Annotated in this window: 15 protein-coding genes; 8 read left to right on the top strand and 7 right to left on the bottom strand. The window is 66.9% G+C overall.

What is annotated here, in order from left to right:
* Window positions 1–7: 7 nt before the first annotated feature.
* The 5 genes from maiA to HEQ16_05680 all read right to left on the bottom strand — a co-directional run bounded on the left by maiA (window position 8) and on the right by HEQ16_05680 (window position 5,653).
* A complete protein-coding gene (gene maiA / locus HEQ16_05700; protein MCO4053540.1) occupies window positions 8–652 on the bottom strand; it encodes a maleylacetoacetate isomerase in 645 nt (214 codons plus the stop codon).
* Window positions 645–1,655, bottom strand: a complete 1,011-nt coding sequence (locus HEQ16_05695) for a fumarylacetoacetate hydrolase family protein (GenBank protein MCO4053539.1) — start codon at window positions 1,653–1,655, stop codon at window positions 645–647. The genes maiA and HEQ16_05695 overlap by 8 nt, the downstream gene beginning before the upstream one ends.
* A gap of 40 nt (window positions 1,656–1,695) precedes the next feature.
* Entirely contained in the window at window positions 1,696–3,036 is a 1,341-nt protein-coding gene (locus tag HEQ16_05690) for a homogentisate 1,2-dioxygenase (protein ID MCO4053538.1), read from the bottom strand.
* Window positions 3,037–3,187: 151 nt separating this feature from the next.
* The gene (locus HEQ16_05685) at window positions 3,188–4,096 is read right to left on the bottom strand and encodes a ribokinase (protein MCO4053537.1); all 909 of its coding nucleotides are present in this window, start codon (window positions 4,094–4,096) and stop codon (window positions 3,188–3,190) included.
* 3 nt (window positions 4,097–4,099) lie between these two features.
* Window positions 4,100–5,653 carry an altronate dehydratase gene (locus tag HEQ16_05680; protein ID MCO4053536.1) on the bottom strand — a complete coding sequence of 518 codons (1,554 nt, stop codon included), beginning with the start codon at window positions 5,651–5,653 and terminating at the stop codon, window positions 4,100–4,102.
* Window positions 5,654–5,917: 264 nt separating this feature from the next.
* On the opposite strand from HEQ16_05680, the gene HEQ16_05675 reads away from it, so the two are divergent.
* From HEQ16_05675 to HEQ16_05640, 8 genes are all read left to right on the top strand, one after another.
* Complete coding sequence (locus tag HEQ16_05675) at window positions 5,918–6,532, top strand: ribonuclease D (protein ID MCO4053535.1); 615 nt, start codon at window positions 5,918–5,920, stop codon at window positions 6,530–6,532.
* 112 nt (window positions 6,533–6,644) lie between these two features.
* Window positions 6,645–7,439 (top strand): LPS export ABC transporter periplasmic protein LptC, encoded by a 795-nt coding sequence (gene lptC / locus HEQ16_05670; protein MCO4053534.1) that lies wholly within the window; start codon window positions 6,645–6,647, stop codon window positions 7,437–7,439.
* A 74-nt stretch (window positions 7,440–7,513) separates the two neighbouring features.
* On the top strand, window positions 7,514–8,104 hold the full coding sequence (locus tag HEQ16_05665; GenBank protein MCO4053533.1) for an organic solvent tolerance protein OstA: 591 nt from the start codon (window positions 7,514–7,516) through the stop codon (window positions 8,102–8,104).
* Window positions 8,105–8,295: 191 nt separating this feature from the next.
* A complete protein-coding gene (gene lptB / locus HEQ16_05660) occupies window positions 8,296–9,120 on the top strand; it encodes an LPS export ABC transporter ATP-binding protein (GenBank protein MCO4053532.1) in 825 nt (274 codons plus the stop codon).
* A gap of 187 nt (window positions 9,121–9,307) precedes the next feature.
* On the top strand, window positions 9,308–10,891 hold the full coding sequence (gene rpoN, locus HEQ16_05655; GenBank protein ID MCO4053531.1) for an RNA polymerase factor sigma-54: 1,584 nt from the start codon (window positions 9,308–9,310) through the stop codon (window positions 10,889–10,891).
* A 95-nt stretch (window positions 10,892–10,986) separates the two neighbouring features.
* Window positions 10,987–11,577: a ribosome-associated translation inhibitor RaiA gene (gene raiA, locus HEQ16_05650; protein MCO4053530.1), complete on the top strand. Its 591-nt coding sequence runs from the start codon at window positions 10,987–10,989 to the stop codon at window positions 11,575–11,577.
* 88 nt (window positions 11,578–11,665) lie between these two features.
* The gene (gene ptsN, locus HEQ16_05645) at window positions 11,666–12,127 is read left to right on the top strand and encodes a PTS IIA-like nitrogen regulatory protein PtsN (GenBank protein ID MCO4053529.1); all 462 of its coding nucleotides are present in this window, start codon (window positions 11,666–11,668) and stop codon (window positions 12,125–12,127) included.
* Window positions 12,128–12,246: 119 nt separating this feature from the next.
* On the top strand, window positions 12,247–13,869 hold the full coding sequence (locus HEQ16_05640) for a fumarate hydratase (protein ID MCO4053528.1): 1,623 nt from the start codon (window positions 12,247–12,249) through the stop codon (window positions 13,867–13,869).
* A 43-nt stretch (window positions 13,870–13,912) separates the two neighbouring features.
* Here HEQ16_05640 and HEQ16_05635 read toward each other — a convergent pair whose 3' ends face one another.
* Together HEQ16_05635 and HEQ16_05630 are read right to left on the bottom strand one after the other, a co-directional pair.
* A complete protein-coding gene (locus HEQ16_05635) occupies window positions 13,913–14,950 on the bottom strand; it encodes an aspartate-semialdehyde dehydrogenase (GenBank protein ID MCO4053527.1) in 1,038 nt (345 codons plus the stop codon).
* A 329-nt stretch (window positions 14,951–15,279) separates the two neighbouring features.
* On the bottom strand, window positions 15,280–16,455 hold the full coding sequence (locus HEQ16_05630; GenBank protein MCO4053526.1) for an aminotransferase: 1,176 nt from the start codon (window positions 16,453–16,455) through the stop codon (window positions 15,280–15,282).
* Window positions 16,456–16,469 lie beyond the last annotated feature (14 nt).

Raw genomic sequence — 16,469 nt, 5'->3', positions numbered from 1 at the left:
GCGTCTCCTATTCAGCGTCGGGCTGCAGCGAGGGCAGCGCGCGGCGGAAGGCCTCGATCTCGTTGAGGGCTGCGTCCGTGCGGGCCATCAGGGGATAGCGGGTGAGGTCCACCCCGAAGCGGCGCGCATTGAACATCTGCGGCACGAGGCAGCAATCGGCCAGAGTCGGCGCGTCGCCATAGCAGAACTGGCCGGGGGTCGTGGCAAGGCGCTTCTCGATCGCCTCGAAGCCGGGCTCGATCCATTGCCGCGCCCAGGCGGCGCGCGCCGCCTCATCCGCGCCGTAGACCTCGGTGAGCTTGTCGAGCACGCGCAGATTGCCGACGGGGTGGATGTCGGCAGCGATGGTGAGCGCCAGCTCGCGGATGATGGCCCTGTCGCGCGCCGAGCCGGGCAGCAGCCGCGGATCCGGATGCAGCTCATCGAGATATTCGATGATGGCCAGCGACTGCGACAGGCCAAAGCCAAGCTCTGTCCAGAACGGCACCATGCCGGAGGGGTTGCGGCGGCGGAATTCCTCCGCGCGCTGCTGGCCCTTGCGCAGATGCACAAAGCGATGCTCGACCGCGATGCCCTTCAGGTTCAGCGCGATCCGCACCCTGTAGGAGGCGGATGAGCGGAAGTACCCGTACAGGACACCGTTCTCAACCATGCGCCAGGACCTGCTGCTCGATGGCGCCGAAGATGGAATGGCCCTTCGCGTCTTTCATCTCGATGCGGACGGTGTCGCCAATGTGCAGGAAAGGCGTCTTCGGCGCGCCGGTGGCGAGCGTCTCCACCATGCGGATCTCCGCGATGCACGAATAGCCCGCCCCGCCCTCGCTCACCGGCCTGCCCGGCCCGCCATCGGCGCCCTTGTTGGACACGGTGCCCGAGCCGATGATCGTGCCGGCCGACAGCGCGCGGGTGCGAGCCGCATGCATGATGAGCGCCGGAAAATCGAAGGTCATGTCATGGCCGGCGCTCGCCCTGCCGAAGGGCTTGCCATTGAGGAAGGCCAGCAGCGGCAGCGAGACCTTGCCGCCATCCCAGGCGCCTCCCAGCTCTTCGGGCGTGACCGCCACAGGCGAGAAGGCCGAGGACGGCTTGGACTGGAAGAAGCCGAAGCCCTTGGCCAGTTCTCCCGGGATCAGGTTGCGCAGCGAAACGTCGTTGACGAGCATCACGAGCTGGATCGCGGCAACAGCCTGCTCGCGGCTGGCGCCCATCGGCACATCGCCGGTGACGACCGCGACCTCGGCCTCAAGATCGCAGCCATGATCCTCGTTGACCAGCGGGATCGGATCGCGCGGGCCGAGGAAGGCATCGGAGCCGCCCTGATACATCAGCGGCTCCGTCCAGAAGGTTGCGGGCATCTCGGCCCCGCGTGCCTTCCGCACCAGTTCGACGTGGTTCACATAGGCCGAGCCATCGGCCCACTGATAGGCCCGCGGCAGGGGCGAGGCGCAGTCATGCTCGTGGAAGCGGAAAGACGGCACCGAGCCGTGCTCGAGCTGTTCGGCGAGGTCGCCGAGCCTGGGCGCGACGCGCTCCCAGTCGTCGAGCGCCGCCTGCAAGGTCGGGGCGATGAAGAAGGCATCGGTCGCCCTCGTCAGATCGGTCGTGACGACGACGAGACGACCATCGCGGCCGTGCTTGAGCGATGCGAGTTTCATGCGTTTCCCCGGAAGTGATCGTTCTTCTTGTGCCTGCGCACTATCGCGGTTCCTTGCGCCTCGGGTCAAAGCTCTTTTTCAACTCGCTCCAGCAGCCGATGTAGCTCTTCTGCCGGGTCGGCAGCCCGGCTGCATGGCGCGTGACGCGCTGGGGAAAGCGCGTCTCGAACATGAAGGCCATCGTGCCGGTCAGCTTCACGGGCTTGAGTTCGACATGCGAAGCGTGCTCGAAGGCCGGCGCATCGGGCCCGTGGGGCAGCATCTGGTTGTGCAGGCTGAAGCCGCCCGGCACGAAGCCCTCAGGCTTGGCGTCATAGACGCCATAGATCAGCCCCATGAACTCGCTCATGATGTTGCGGTGATACCAGGGCGGGCGGAAGGTGTTGTCGGCCACCATCCAGCGCTCCGGAAAGATCACGAAGTCGATGTTGGCTGTGCCAGGCTCGCCCGAAGGCGAGGTCAGCACCGTGAAGATCGACGGATCGGGGTGATCATAGCTGATGGACCCGACGGCGGCGTAGCGGCGCAGGTCGTATTTGTAAGGGTAGTAATTGCCATGCCAGGCCACGACATCGAGCGGTGACTGGCCGATCTCGGTGACGAAGAGGTCTCCGCCCCATTTGACATAGAGTCTGGAGGGCTCCTCGCGATCCTCGTAGGCGGCGACGGGGGTGAGGAAATCGCGCGGGTTGGCGAGGCAGTTGGCCCCGATCGGCCCGCGATCGGGCAAGGTGAAGGCGCCGCCATAATTCTCGCAGACATAGGCGCGTGCCGGCCCGTCAACAAGCTCGACGCGGAAGATGACGCCGCGCGGAATGATGCAGATCTCGCCAGGCTCGATCTCGATGACGCCGAATTCGGTGCAGAAGCGCAGGCGGCCCTGCTGCGCCACGACCAGGAACTCGCCATCGGAATTGAAGAGGTATTCCGCCTCCATGGACCGCGTCACCATCACCACATGGGCGGCCATGCCGGCCTGGGTGTCGCTGTCGCCGGCTGTGGTGATGGTCTGCAACCCTTCCACGAAGCTCAGCAGCGCGGTCGGGATCGGGGACGGATCCCATCGGAACTGGCCCAGCATGGGCTGGCGCTCGGCGGCATTGGGCGCCGTGCGGATCAGGCCCGGATCGACAGGCTCGCAAGCTTGCGAATGCTTCACCGTGGGGCGGATGCGGTAGAGCCAGGAGCGCTCGTTCTTGCCTTGGGGCGCAGTGAACGCGGAACCCGAGAGCTGCTCGGCATAAAGCCCGTAATTGCACTTCTGCGGCGAGTTGCGGCCAACAGGCAGCGCGCCCTCGAGCGCCTCGGTCTCGAAGGAATTGCCGAAGCCCGACATGTAGCGCAACCTGGCCTCGACTGTGGTGCGCGCGCCGCCGCTCATGCCGTCGGCCCTGTCGTGCAGGATCTGGATATCGCCCGGCCCGTTCATCGAAACCTCCTGTTTCCATGAGTTATCGCGCGGAAGGGTTGCCGTTGCAAGATAGTTGCAAACGAAACTTTCAGGCACGGCGACGGGGAACCAGCAAGCGGCCTCAGAGGCCGAGCCTGGCCGCCATCGCCTCGATCGCGGCGGCCTCGGGCAGGCTGGGCTGCGCGCCGCGCTCGGTGCAGGCGAGCGAGCCTGCGGCCACGCCGCGCTGCAGCGCCCCCGAAAAGCCGAGGCCCCGGTGCAAGGCCGCTGCGAAGGCGCCGACGAAGGCATCGCCTGCGGCAACGGTGTCGACCACCTCGACCGCGGGCGCGGCCAGAAAGCGGCGCACGCCGCCATGCCAGCCGACGCAGCCTTCGCCCCCGAGCGTGGCGATGCAGGCGATGTCGCGTTCGCGGTCGAAGCGCGCCGCGATGAGGTCAGGGTCGCGCTCATCCCAGCCAAGCGATGCGGCGATGACCTCGGCCTCATGTTCGTTGACGATCAGCATGTCCACGAGGTCCAGCAATTCCGGCCGGACGGGGCCTGCCGGTGCGGCGTTGATGATGACCCGCGCACCAGCAGCCCGCGCGGCCCGCGCAATGAGGATGCGCTCGGGCTCAGGCGTCTCGCCCTGCAGCAGCAGGATGTCGGATTTGCTCCAGCCGTGGTGCGCGAGGGCGCTGGCGCGCGCCTTCAGGTTGGCGCCGGCCGTGACGATGATCTGGTTCTGACCGGCGGCATCGACGCCGATGAACGCAGCGCCGGTGGGCAGGTCAGCGCTCTCGACGCCGGAGAGATCGACGCCGCCGGCCTTCAGAAGCGAAAGCGCGGCCTCGGCCGCGCCGTCGCGCCCGACCGCGCCGCCCATGAGCACGGGCGCGCCGGCCCGCGCCGCAGCCAGAGCCTGATTAGCGCCCTTGCCACCGGGAAAGATCTCATAGGACGGCCCGATGACGGTTTCACCCGCACGCGGCAGACGCTCGACCCGCGCCACATGGTCGAGGATGATGGAGGCGAATACGACGATCATGGCTTACATCGTCGCGCCAAGCTGCCACGGCACGAACTCGGCATCCCCATAGCCAAGCTGTTCGGACTTAGACCGCTCGCCAGAGGCGACGCGCAGCAGGCAATCGAAGATCTCTTGCCCCTTGGCTTCCAGCGTCACGCCGTCGAGAATGTCGCCGCAGTTGATGTCCATGTCATCGATCATCCGGCGATAGATGTCGGAATTGGTCGCGAGCTTGACCGAGGGCGTGGGTTTGCAGCCATAGGCCGAGCCGCGGCCGGTGGTGAAGGCGAGGATGTTGGCCCCGCCCGCCACCTGGCCCGTGGCGGACACGGGGTCATAGCCGGGCGTATCCATGAACACGAAGCCCTTGCCCGTGACCGGCTCGGCATAGCGATAGACGCCCGTGAGGGCCGTGGAGCCGCCCTTGGCAGCGGCGCCGAGCGATTTCTCCAGAATGGTGGTGAGCCCGCCGGCCTTGTTGCCGGGGGACGGATTGTTGTCCATCGACTGGTTGGCGCGGGCGGTGTAGTCCTCCCACCACCTGATCACGTCGACCAGCTTCTCGCCGACCTCGCGGCTGACCGCGCGGCGGGTCAGCAGATGCTCGGCGCCGTAAATCTCCGGCGTTTCGGACAGGATCGCGGTGCCGCCGTGGGCCACCAGCCGGTCCACCGCCATGCCCAGCGCTGGATTGGCGGTGATGCCCGAATAGCCATCAGAGCCGCCGCATTGCAGCGCGAGCATGAGTTCCGAGGCGGGAGCCGTCTGGCGGGTCTTCGTGTTTGCGATGGCCAGCATGCCGCGCACCGCATCAAGCCCGGCCGCCACGGTCTTGCGCGTGCCGCCTGTGTCCTGGATCGTCATGGTCCGGAAGACATCGCTCTCCGACAGACCATAGGCCTCTTTCATCTTGGCGATCTGGAAGCCCTCGCAGCCGAGCCCGACGACCAGCACCGCCGCCATGTTGGGGTTGCAGGCATAGCCCCAGGTCGTGCGCTTGAGCACCTCGAAGGCCGGGCCCGAATAGTCGATGCCGCAGCCCGTGCCATGGGTCAGCGCGATGACGCCGTCCACATGGGGATAGTCCGCGAGGATGCCCGAACGGCGCACCTCCTCGGCGATGAACTTGGCGACCGAGGCCGAGCAGTTCACCGAAGTGAGGATGCCGACATAGTTGCGCGTGCCGAACCTGCCGTTATCGCGGCGAAAGCCCTCGAAGGTGGCGCGGGCCTCGGGCGCGACGAAATCGGTGGGCGGGGCCGCGCTGGCATGGGCATAATCCAGCGCCACGGCAGCGAAAAGGCAGTTGTGGCTGTGCACATGCTGGCCCGGCTCGATCGCCTCGGCCGCATAGCCGATCACCTGGCCATATTTGCGAATCGGTTCGCCCCTGGCGATGGGCAGCACCGCCATCTTGTGGCCGCGCGGAATGCGCGCCTGGGCCGGGGCGCCGGCGGCGACGACGCCCGGATCGACCGGATCCACCGCCACCACGACATTGTCGGCCGCGTTCAGCCTGAGCACGCGCGGAGGGCCAGCAGGCTGGCCCGTGGGCGGTTTCGAGATCACGTTCATGGCAGCCTCCCGCGGGGTGTTCCCGTGCCTTGCGCCGTTCCGGCTTACCGCGTCAAGGTAATGTCAAATGCGCGCGCGCCAACCAAAAAAACACGCATGGCCACCGCGCAACCGGCACGCGCTGGCTGTGGGTGATGGGCTTGCAGGCTTGGGCTCCGGCCGGGGTTGCGCTAGAAGGGATGATCCGCTTCCGGCGGCCCGCCGCGGGTGGGGCCGGCCCTCCTCCCCTCGCGCATTGGGCGCCGTCTTCGAAATGCAGCCGACATGAGCATCACGTTACACCACGGCGATCTGCCCGCCGGTTATGATCCCGGCGCCTCGATCGCGATCGACACCGAGACGCTCGGCCTCAACCCGCACCGCGACCGGCTGTGCGTGGTGCAGATCTCGCGCGGGGATGGCGCCGCCGATGTCGTGCAGATCGCCAGGGGCGCGCCCCCTCCGCCAGTGCTGTGCGGCATCCTCAAGGATCCCGACGTGCTCAAGATCTTCCATTTCGCGCGGTTCGACATTGCAGCGCTGATGAACGCCTTCGGCGTCGCCACCACCCCCGTCTACTGCACCAAGATCGCGTCGCGGCTGGTGCGCACCTACACTGACCGGCATGGCCTGAAGGACATCACGCGCGAGTTGCTCGGCATCGATCTGTCCAAGCAGCAGCAATCCTCGGATTGGGGCGCTGCGGAGCTGAGCAAGGATCAGGTGGCCTACGCCGCCTCCGACGTGCTCCATCTGCACCAGATCAAGGCCCGGCTCGACGTGCTGCTGGAACGGGAGGGGCGCACGGCGATGGCGCTATCATGCTTCGCCTTCCTGCCGACGCGGGCTGCGCTTGACCTGCAAGGCTGGCCCGACATCGACATCTTTGCGCATTCGTGAAGGCGCGCCTGCAGCCGTCCGGCCCGGAACGTGCTAGAGAAGCGTGATCCGGCTGATCATCAGCCATGAAAATGCCCGAACCTCTGCATATGCGCTTGCGATGACCATGGCGATGACACTCGACTCCCCACGCCCTGACCGGGACTGGCGGGCCCAGGACGACATGACGAACGCCATGGCGCGCGCCGCGAAGGCCGAGAAAGCCTATCGCGCGGCGCGGCGTCACAGCCGACTGGTCCGGTTCATGCGCGTAGCGATCCCGATCGGGGCGATCCTGAGCTTCGGGGTTTTCATCGTCTACCCGTTCTTCGATCCATTCCGCGCGGCAGGCATCTCCGTCGGAGCCGTGAAGATGGACGGCACCCGCGTCACCATGGAGAATCCGAGGCTGGCCGGGCACCGCAAGGACAACAAGCCGTATGAGGTGACCGCAGCCAGCGCGGTCCAGGACATCCGCGTGCCCAACGTGGTGGAGCTTACCGAGATGCGCGCCCGCCTCGTCAACTCCGACGACACGGTGATCAACCTTACAGCCAGGACCGCCGTGTTCGATTCGCAGAAGGAACAGCTCAAGATGCGCGACGACGTGCGCGTGCGCACTCAAAACGGGCAGGACGCGACGATGCGGTCGGCCGATGTCGACTTCAAGGCCGGCACGGTCCGCTCGACCGACGGCGTGACGGTGCGCCTGCCGGACATGAGCGTGTCAGCGGATGCGCTCGACATCGTGGACAGCGGCGCAAAGATCACCTTCATCGGCCGCGTCTCGGCGCTGATCGACGACCGCGATTCAGCGGCGGCCCGCCGTCCTGCCGCCGCCGACAGCCAGCCGGCATTGCGCGACCCGCGCAGCGTCCCCATCATCAATCCTGTCGGCGGGACCTCGCCTGCACGCACCACCCCTTGAACGGGAGGCCCTTGATGCCAGCCTTCACCCCTGCCTGCGAATTGGTGGCCGGCCTCCGCCTGCCGCTCGCGCTCATGCTCGCGCTCGGGCTCGGGCTCGGCGCCGCATCCGCATGGGCTCAGGGACAACGGCCAGCGCCCGCCAACGCGCCGCTCACCAGCCTCGGCGAGAACTCCCGCGACCCGATCAAGATCGATGCGGACCGGCTCGACGTGCTCGACAAGGAGAGCAAGGCGATCTTCGCCGGCAATGTCGTGGCGGTGCAGGGCAAGACCACGATTCGCTGCTCGCGGATGACCATCCTTTACGAGAATCGCAGTTTGGGCGCAGCTGGTCAGACGCGGCGCGGCGCCGCGGCTTTGCCTGCCCCCGCGGCCGCCAGCATGGGCGGCGATGGCGGCATCCGGCGTCTGGAATGCGACGGACCTGTGACCGTCACCTCCGACGATCAGGTGGCGACGGGGCAGAAGGCCGTGTTCGACCGGGAACGCGACCAGGTGCTTATGACCGGTGACGTGGCGCTGGCCAAGGGGCCGAACGTGACACGGGGCGAGCGGCTGGTCTACAATACCAAGACGGGGATCGCCAATTTCGACGGCGGCCGGGTGAGAGGCTTCTTCGTGCCGGGGTCGACGGAGCCGCCGACGCCTGCGCCGCGTCGCTGAGGCAAGTGACCTGCAATGTTCGCCCGGTGCCATCTCCGGCAGCAGGCGCGACGAATGACCTGATCTTGGAAGGCGTGGCCCAGTTGAAGTTCCCGTTCCGCTTTCGCGCCAAGCCCGCCGCCGACGTGGCGAGCAGCTCGCTCGTGCCCGAGCTTACGATGCCCGAGCGTCCCGCATCCGCTCCTGCCCCGATGACCTTCACGCCGTCCGGGGCCGGCCGATTCGATGATGACGTTGACGAGCGCCGCACGGCGGGGCTCACGGCCTCGCAGGCGCTCAGCGCCACGGGCGGGCCGGGGGTGCTGTCCGTCACCGGCCTCAAGAAGAGCTATCGCGGCCGGACTGTGGTGAACGATGCCGGGCTCAACGTGCGCAATGGCGAGGCGGTGGGCTTGCTGGGGCCGAACGGCGCCGGCAAGACCACCATCTTTTACATGATCACCGGGCTTGTGGCTGCCGATCGCGGCCGGATCACCCTGGACGGCTACGACATCACGCATTTGCCGATGTATCGCCGCGCGCGGCTGGGCATCGGCTACCTGCCGCAGGAACAGTCCATCTTCCGGGGCCTGTCCGTCGAGGACAACATCCGCGCCGTGCTCGAGGTGGTGGAGCCGGACAGGAAGCGGCGCGAGCGCGAACTCGATGCGTTGCTCGACGAGTTCAACATCACCAGGCTGCGCAAGGCTCCGTCGATCGCGCTGTCGGGCGGGGAGCGGCGGCGCTGCGAGATCGCCCGGTCGCTCGCGGCGCGCCCGTCCTTCGTGCTGCTCGACGAGCCTTTCGCAGGCATCGACCCGATCGCTGTCGGCGACATCCAGACATTGGTGCGCCAGCTCACCGATCGCGGCATCGGCGTGCTCATCACCGACCACAATGTGCGCGAGACACTGGGGCTGGTGGACCGCGCCTACATCATCCATTCAAGCCGCGTGCTCACCGAAGGCACGCCCGCCGAGATCATCGCCAACCCGGATGTGCGGCGGGTCTATCTGGGCGAGGATTTCCGCCTTTGAGGCAGGAGCCGGCAGACCGGGACGTCACATCGCGTCCGGCTGCGTTGAACGCACGCAAGACGCATGCTGCTTTCCTTTGACCTTCCACAATCGGCGTCATAGGTTCTTAATCGCAGGCAAGTTTCATGCCGGGGCGATGGCCTGTCGCGTCGGCATGGTGGTGGAGCATGGGAATGGCTGGGGCTGAATGAGCATATCCGCCAAGCTGGAGATGAGGCAGGGCCAGTCCCTGGTGATGACGCCGCAGCTTCTGCAGGCGATCAAGCTGCTTCAGCTCTCGCATCTCGACCTGCAAGCCTTCGTCGAGGCGGAGATCGAACGTAACCCGCTCTTGGAGCGGAGCGAGGGCGATGGCGGCGATGTCGATGGCTTCGCCCGCGAGGCCGGGGCCGAACCGTCCGAGCCGCCTGGCGAGGCGGGCGCGGAAGGCGGTTTCGACGAGGTGCCCGCGCCTGAATGGTATGGCGAGGAACTCGCCACAGGCCGCCAGACGCTCGAGGAAGGGCTGGGCACGCGGCTCGACAATGTCTTCCCTGACGAGGCGCCGGTCATGGCGCGCCACGAGCAGAGCCCGGAGGCCATGCTGCCCGTGATGGGCGGCGGGGCTGTCGGCGCCGGCGGCTCGGCCAGCTTCGACGATGACCTGCCGGGCGTCGAGGAGACGCTTTCGGTCGAGCAGAGCCTTCACGAGACGCTGGTCATGCAGCTCGATCTTGCGGTCACCGACCCGGTCTCGCGCCTGATCGGCCGCAACATCATCGATGCCATCAACGATGCCGGTTATCTTGCAGAGCCGCTGCAGGAGATGGCCGACCGCCTCGGCGTGCCGGTGGAGAGGCTGGAGGCGCTGCTCGCCATCATCCAGCAGTTCGAACCCTCAGGCATAGGCGCTCGCGACCTCACCGAGTGCCTGACCATCCAACTCAGGGACAGGAACCGCCTTGACCCGGCGATGGCGGCGCTTGTGGCCAACCTGCCGCTGCTCGCCAGGCGCGACCTCGCCCAACTCGGCAAGCTTTGCGGCGTGGATGACGAGGATCTGGCCGAGATGATCGCCGAGATCCGCCAGCTCGATCCCAAGCCAGGCCGAGGCTTTGGCGGCGGCGCTGCGCAGACCGTGGTGCCAGACGTGATCATCCGCGCCGCGCCGGACGGCTCCTGGCTGATCGACCTGAACCCCGACACGCTGCCGCGCGTTCTGGTCAACCAGACCTATCACGCGCGCGTGAGCCGCGCCGCGCGCAACGATGCGGAGAAGACCTTCATCGCCGACTGCCTGCAGACGGCGAACTGGCTGGCACGCAGCCTGGAGCAGCGGGCAAGGACCATCCTGAAGGTGGCCAGCGAGATCGTGCGCCAGCAGGACGCGTTCTTCGCCTATGGTGTCGAGCATCTGCGGCCGCTCAACCTCAAGACAGTGGCCGATGCCATCGCCATGCACGAATCCACCGTCAGCCGCGTGACATCCAACAAGTATCTGATCAGCCCGCGCGGGCTGTTCGAAATGAAGTATTTCTTCACCGCCTCCATCGCCAGCACCGGCTATGGCGAGGCCCACTCGGCCGAGGCCGTCCGTCACCGCATCAAGGTGATGATCGATGGCGAGACGGCCACCGAGGTGCTTTCGGACGACGCGATCGTGGTCAAGCTGCGCACCGCCGGCATCGACATCGCCCGGCGGACGGTGGCCAAGTATCGCGAGGCGCTCGGCATCGGCTCGTCCATGGAGCGGCGCCGGAGCAAAGCGGCTGCGGCCGCCAGAATGCGTTGACAGTCGGCTGGCAACATCCCACCTTCGCTCGACCGGGTTTGCCGGTCGGGGCTTGACCTAGAGCCCGCGGCTCTCCCGTGACGGAGGGACTGAACATGGGCTTGCGTATATCCGGCAAGAATCTGGATGTCGGCGAGGCGATCCGCGCACAGGCGGAAGACAGGGTCGGCTCGGCGCTCGGCAAGTATTACGAGGGCAGCTTCAATGGCCATGTCACCCTTGCCAGGGACGGGACCGGTTTCCGCACCGACGCCGTGCTGCATCTGTCCTCCGGGATGACGCTGGAAGCCTCGGGGCGGGCGCATGACGCCTATCAGAGCCTTGACCGCATGGTCGACAAGATCGAGAAGCGGCTGCGCCGCTACAAGCGTCGCCTCAAGGATCATTCCGGCAACGCGCATGTCCGGCGCGCGCTCATGCAGATTCCGTCCTATGTCATCGAGGCTCCCGACGAGGACCTGGAAGAGGAAACGGCGCCCCATCTGAACGGTTCTCATCCGGCGATCGTGGCCGAATCGACCCGCACGCTTCACGAGCTCAGCGTGGGCGACGCGGTGTCCGAACTTGACCTGACGGGCGCGCCGGTGCTGGTGTTCAGAAACGCTGGCAATGGCCGGGTGAACGTCGTATACCGCCGTCGCGACGGCAATATCGGATGGATCGATCCGCCAGTGGCCATGTCCTGATCTTGTTAAAGGCTTTGCAGACATCGCAATGCGCTCCGTGCCGGGCGCGAAGGCTCTCGGCACGTTCGATGCATCACAGCGGATCACCATGATCATCCACGACCTTCTGACTCCCGACGCCGTGATCGCCCCCCTCAAGGCCAATGGCAAGAAGCAGGCGCTTCAGGAAATCGCTGAGCGGGCCGCCGCCGTCACAGGCCTGCCCGAGCGCGAGATCTTCGAGACGCTGCTGCAGCGCGAGCGGCTGGGCTCGACCGGAATCGGCGAGGGCATCGCCATTCCTCACGGGCGCTCGGCGTCGCTCGACAGGCTGCGCGGCCTGTTCGTGCGTATGGAGAAGCCGATCGATTTCGAGGCGCTTGACGGCCAGCCGGTCGACATCCTGTTCGTGTTGCTGGCGCCCGAAGGGGCTGGGGCCGATCACCTCAAGGCGCTGGCGCGCGTGGCGCGCGTGCTGCGCGATCGCTCCACGCTCGAGCATATCCGCCGCGCCGACGACGCCGACGCGATCTATGCGATCCTGACCACGCGGGCCGCACAGGCCGCCTGATTGCGGGCCGCAGAGTTGCGCGCCGCTGCATCTCCACTTTCGGCGAGCTTGGCACCCGGCGCCTGCCGCCCTATGAGGCAGGCACCCCTCGCCTCCCCGACCGGAGCCGCTCCATGCAGATGACCCATCAGCCGCTGTTTCCGCTCGGCGCCGACACGACCACGTATCGCACGCTGACCACCGAGGGGGTGCGCCTCGAGAAGCTGGGCGCCCATGAGGTGCTGGCGGTCGAGCCCGAGGCGATCAGGCTGTTGGCAGAACAGGCCTTCATCGACATCAACCATCTGCTTCGGCCCGCGCATCTGAAGCAATTGGCCTCGATCCTCGACGATCCCGAGGCCACGTCGAACGACAGGTTCGTGGCCCATGACCTGCTCAAGAACGCCAACATCGCGGCGGGCGGGGTGCTGCCCATGTGCCAGGATACCGGCACCGCCATCGTGATGGGCAAGAAGGGCCGGCTGGTCTGGACCGACGGCCACGACGAGAGCGCCATCGGCCAGGGCGTGATGGATGCCTATTTCAAGCGCAACCTGCGCTATTCGCAGCTTGCGCCGATTTCGATGTTCGAGGAGCGCAACACCAGGAACAACCTGCCGGCGCAGATCGAGCTTTATGCCGAGACCGACCCGGCTCTGGCCCAGGCCTACAAGTTCCTGTTCGTGGCCAAGGGCGGCGGCTCCGCCAACAAGAGCCTGCTCTTCCAGGGCACGCCCTCGCTGCTGACCCGCGAGCGGATGATGGCCTTCCTGAAGGAAAAGATCCTGACACTCGGCACGGCCGCCTGCCCGCCCTATCACCTCGCCATCGTCATCGGCGGGCTTTCCGCGGAGCAGACCATGAAGACGGTCAAGCTCGCCTCCACCAAGTATCTCGACAACCTGCCGACGCAGGGCTCGGAGATGGCCCATGCCTTCCGTGACCTCGAGATGGAGGCGGAGGTGCACAAGCTCACCCAGTCGCTGGGCGTGGGGGCGCAGTTCGGCGGCAAGTATTTCTGCCATGACGTGCGGGTGATCCGCCTGCCGCGCCATGGGGCGAGCCTGCCCATCGGGCTGGGCGTGTCGTGCTCGGCAGACCGCCAGGCGCTGGGCAAGATCACGGCCACGGGCGTGCATGTGGAGGCGCTGGAGCCCAACCCGGCGCGCTACATGCCCGAAATCGACGAAAGCCGGCTCGGCGGCGATGTCGTGCGGATCGACCTGTCACGGCCGATGAGCGAAATCCTCGCCACGCTCTCCTCGCATCCGGTCAAGACGCGGCTGTCGCTTACCGGCACCATCATCGTGGCGCGCGACCTCGCCCACGCCAAGATCCGCGAGCGGCTGGAAAGCGGCGGCTCGATGCCGGATTATTTCAAGAACCACCCGATCTATTATGCAGGCCCCGCCAAGACCCCGACAGGCATGGCGTCGGGCTCCTTCGGGCCGACCACGGCAGGCCGCATGGACTCGTACGTGGACCAGTTCCAGGCCTTCGGCGGCTCGAAGGTGATGCTCGCCAAGGGCAACCGCTCGGCCAGCGTGCGCGAGGCCTGCGCGCGCCATGGCGGTTTCTATCTGGGGTCCATCGGGGGGCCCGCCGCGCGCCTCGCCCAGGACTGCATCCGCAAGGTCGAGGTGCTGGAGTATCCAGAGCTCGGGATGGAGGCGATCTGGAAGATCGAGGTCGAGGATTTCCCCGCCTTCATCGTCATCGACGACAAGGGCAACGACTTCTTCAAGGAACTCAACCTGGGCTGAGGGCCCCGACGCGCCGCGGCGCCGCCGGAGCCCTTCTGGCCAGTCAGGCGGCCTTGCGGGCGCGCGGAGCGATGAGCCCCTTGCGGATCATGGCTTCGGCGATCTGCACCGCGTTGAGCGCGGCGCCCTTGCGCAGATTGTCAGACACGCACCAGAAGCTCAGGCCGTTCTCGATGGTCTGGTCCTCGCGGATGCGGCTGATGTAGGTGGCGTCCTCGCCGGCGCACTCGTGCGGCGTCGCATAGCCGCCATTCTCGCGCTTGTCGACCACCATGATGCCCGGAGCCGAGCGCAGCACCGCGCGCGCCTCTTCGGCCGTGACGGGCCGCTCGAATTCGACGTTGACCGCCTCGGAATGGCCGACGAAGACGGGCACGCGCACGCAGGTGGCGGTGAGCCTGATGGCGGGATCGAGGATTTTCTTGGTCTCCACCATCATCTTCCACTCTTCCTTGGTGGAGCCGTCCTCCATGAAGACGTCGATGTGCGGAATGACGTTGAAGGCGATGCGCTTGGTGAACTTCTTAACCTCGGCGCCGCCGAGCGAGTAGATCGCCTTGGTCTGGCGGTCGAGCTCGTCCATGCCTTCCTTGCCCGCGCCGGACACCGACTGGTAGGTGGAGACGACGACGCGCCGGATGCCGAAGCGGTCATGCAAGGGCTTGAGCGCCAGCACGAGCTGCGCCGTCGAGCAGTTGGGGTTGGCGATGATGTTCCTGGCGGCGAAGCCTTCGAGAGCGGAAGCGTTGACCTCCGGCACCACCAGCGGCACGTCCGGATCGGTGCGCCAGGCGCTGGAATTGTCGATGACGACGCAGCCGGCCGCGCCGATCCGGGGCGACCAGGTCTTCGACACCTCACCGCCCGCCGACATCAGGCAGATGTCCGTGTCGGAGAAGTCGTAATGATCGAGGACCTTGCACTTGAGGATGCGGTCGCCGAACGAGACTTCCGAATTGATCGAGCGGGCGGAGGCGAGCGCGACGACCTCATCCGCCGGGAATGAACGCTCGGCGAGGATGGACAGCATCTCGCGGCCCACATTGCCCGTGGCTCCTGCGATGGCGACCTTGTAACCCATGGTGATGATCCTGACTGGCTTGATCTCCCCCGCTGCTTACCCGAGATGCGCCCGATTGTCAGGTCGATCCGGATGTCTGGCCCCGTGACCCCCGTCGGGGGATGGCCCGGAGCGAGGAAGGCGTCAGCGCGTGGTTTTGCTCACCGTCGCCTTGACGACGGTGGCGGTCGTTTTCGTGGTGTCTTTCACCAGACGGGACGAAAAGGACGGCATGCGCGGACGGGTTCCGATTGCTGGGCCGGAAGGTGCGGGCCCAGTCATGCGGATCGTTGCGTGAAAATCCGGCTTGAGTCAATTCGGCTTTTTGATCGAGGGCGAGCGCCTGGCCATCAGCGGCGCAAGGCGCGGCCCACGGCCTCGACCGCCGCCGCGATGTCGTCGGCGGTCTGGCAGCAGCCGAAGCCGAAGCGGATGCGGTCGCCGCGCAGGTCGGTGATGATGCGCGCCTCCATCAGGCGGCGGTGCATCGAAGCGGCTTCCGTGGTCTCGAATGTCAGGAAATGGCCGCGCTGCTGGCTTGCCATCGGCGTCACGAGCCGTGCGGCGCGGAAGTCGGCCAGCGACAGCGCGCGCACGCCTTCGAGGAAGCGCTCCTGCAGCGCCAGCGCATGATGATGGATGGCCGGCACGGTGAGGCCGATGGCATCCATCCAGGCGAAGACGGCGCGCTGGCGGTAAAGGCCGACGGGATCGAAGGTGGCGCCCCAGAAGCGGCCGCCCTTCTCGCCATAGGGCACGCCTTCCTGCCGGGCCGCGAGCGTGCCGAAGGCGGCATACCAGCCGGTGTCGCGCGGCCTCGGCGCCTGATCCGGCGGGCAGTGGATGAAGCAGGCATTCTCCCCCGCCATGGCGTATTTGTAGCCGCCGCCGAGATAGAAGACGCGCCCCGAAACGGCTGCAAGGTCCGTCGGCAGGGCCATGAAGCCGTGATAGCCGTCGATGCAGATCAAGGTGGCGGGGTCCGGCACCGCGGCGGCCAGCTGGGCGATGTCGCCGCAGGAGCCGCCCGCGTTGAACAGGATCTGGCTGACGAAGACGAGATCGTGCCCGCCTTTCGCCGCCGCAGCCCGCAGGCGCTCGGGGAAGCTGGCCAGCGGCTCATGCGGCACGCGCTCCACGATCGCCAGCGCATCCTCCTCCAGCCGCGCCACCTGGCGCGCGAAGGAATGGAACTCGCCGTCCGAGGTGAGGATGCGCGGCGGCCGGACCTGCGGAAGGGCCGAGAGCAGCCGCGTGACGAAATCATGCGTGTTCGGCGCGAAGGCGATCGTGGCGGGATCGGGCAGGTTCAGGATCGACGCGATGCCGCGCTGCACCGCCGGGATCACCTCGCCAAAGATCACGCCCCATTTCTCGTCCGCGTGAAGGGCCGCGTCATCCCAGCAGGCGAGCTGCGCATGCCTTGTCACGTCGGGCCAGTAATGGTGGCTGTGCGCGGCCAGGTGCGTGCGGCTGGCGGCACGGAAATGGCTGAAGTGGGCGGCAAGGTCGAGAAGGGGCACGATCGGGCCTCCGGCGT

The sequence above is a fragment of the Bosea sp. (in: a-proteobacteria) genome (assembly GCA_023910605.1).
Lineage (GTDB): Bacteria > Pseudomonadota > Alphaproteobacteria > Rhizobiales > Beijerinckiaceae > Allobosea.
Note: the sequence above shows the minus strand (reverse complement) of the source record. Positions and strands in the feature narration are given on the sequence as shown.

What these genes read in the sequence shown, in the direction of transcription:
- maiA (MCO4053540.1), bottom strand. Translation starts at nt 652, where the DNA reads ATGGTTGAGAACGGTGTCCTGTACGGGTACTTCCGCTCATCCGCCTCC.
- HEQ16_05695 (MCO4053539.1), bottom strand. Translation starts at nt 1,655, where the DNA reads ATGAAACTCGCATCGCTCAAGCACGGCCGCGATGGTCGTCTCGTCGTC.
- HEQ16_05690 (MCO4053538.1), bottom strand. Translation starts at nt 3,036, where the DNA reads ATGAGCGGCGGCGCGCGCACCACAGTCGAGGCCAGGTTGCGCTACATG.
- HEQ16_05685 (MCO4053537.1), bottom strand. Translation starts at nt 4,096, where the DNA reads ATGATCGTCGTATTCGCCTCCATCATCCTCGACCATGTGGCGCGGGTC.
- HEQ16_05680 (MCO4053536.1), bottom strand. Translation starts at nt 5,653, where the DNA reads ATGAACGTGATCTCGAAACCGCCCACGGGCCAGCCTGCTGGCCCTCCG.
- HEQ16_05675 (MCO4053535.1), top strand. Translation starts at nt 5,918, where the DNA reads ATGAGCATCACGTTACACCACGGCGATCTGCCCGCCGGTTATGATCCC.
- lptC (MCO4053534.1), top strand. Translation starts at nt 6,645, where the DNA reads ATGACACTCGACTCCCCACGCCCTGACCGGGACTGGCGGGCCCAGGAC.
- HEQ16_05665 (MCO4053533.1), top strand. Translation starts at nt 7,514, where the DNA reads ATGCTCGCGCTCGGGCTCGGGCTCGGCGCCGCATCCGCATGGGCTCAG.
- lptB (MCO4053532.1), top strand. Translation starts at nt 8,296, where the DNA reads ATGACCTTCACGCCGTCCGGGGCCGGCCGATTCGATGATGACGTTGAC.
- rpoN (MCO4053531.1), top strand. Translation starts at nt 9,308, where the DNA reads ATGAGCATATCCGCCAAGCTGGAGATGAGGCAGGGCCAGTCCCTGGTG.
- raiA (MCO4053530.1), top strand. Translation starts at nt 10,987, where the DNA reads ATGGGCTTGCGTATATCCGGCAAGAATCTGGATGTCGGCGAGGCGATC.
- ptsN (MCO4053529.1), top strand. Translation starts at nt 11,666, where the DNA reads ATGATCATCCACGACCTTCTGACTCCCGACGCCGTGATCGCCCCCCTC.
- HEQ16_05640 (MCO4053528.1), top strand. Translation starts at nt 12,247, where the DNA reads ATGACCCATCAGCCGCTGTTTCCGCTCGGCGCCGACACGACCACGTAT.
- HEQ16_05635 (MCO4053527.1), bottom strand. Translation starts at nt 14,950, where the DNA reads ATGGGTTACAAGGTCGCCATCGCAGGAGCCACGGGCAATGTGGGCCGC.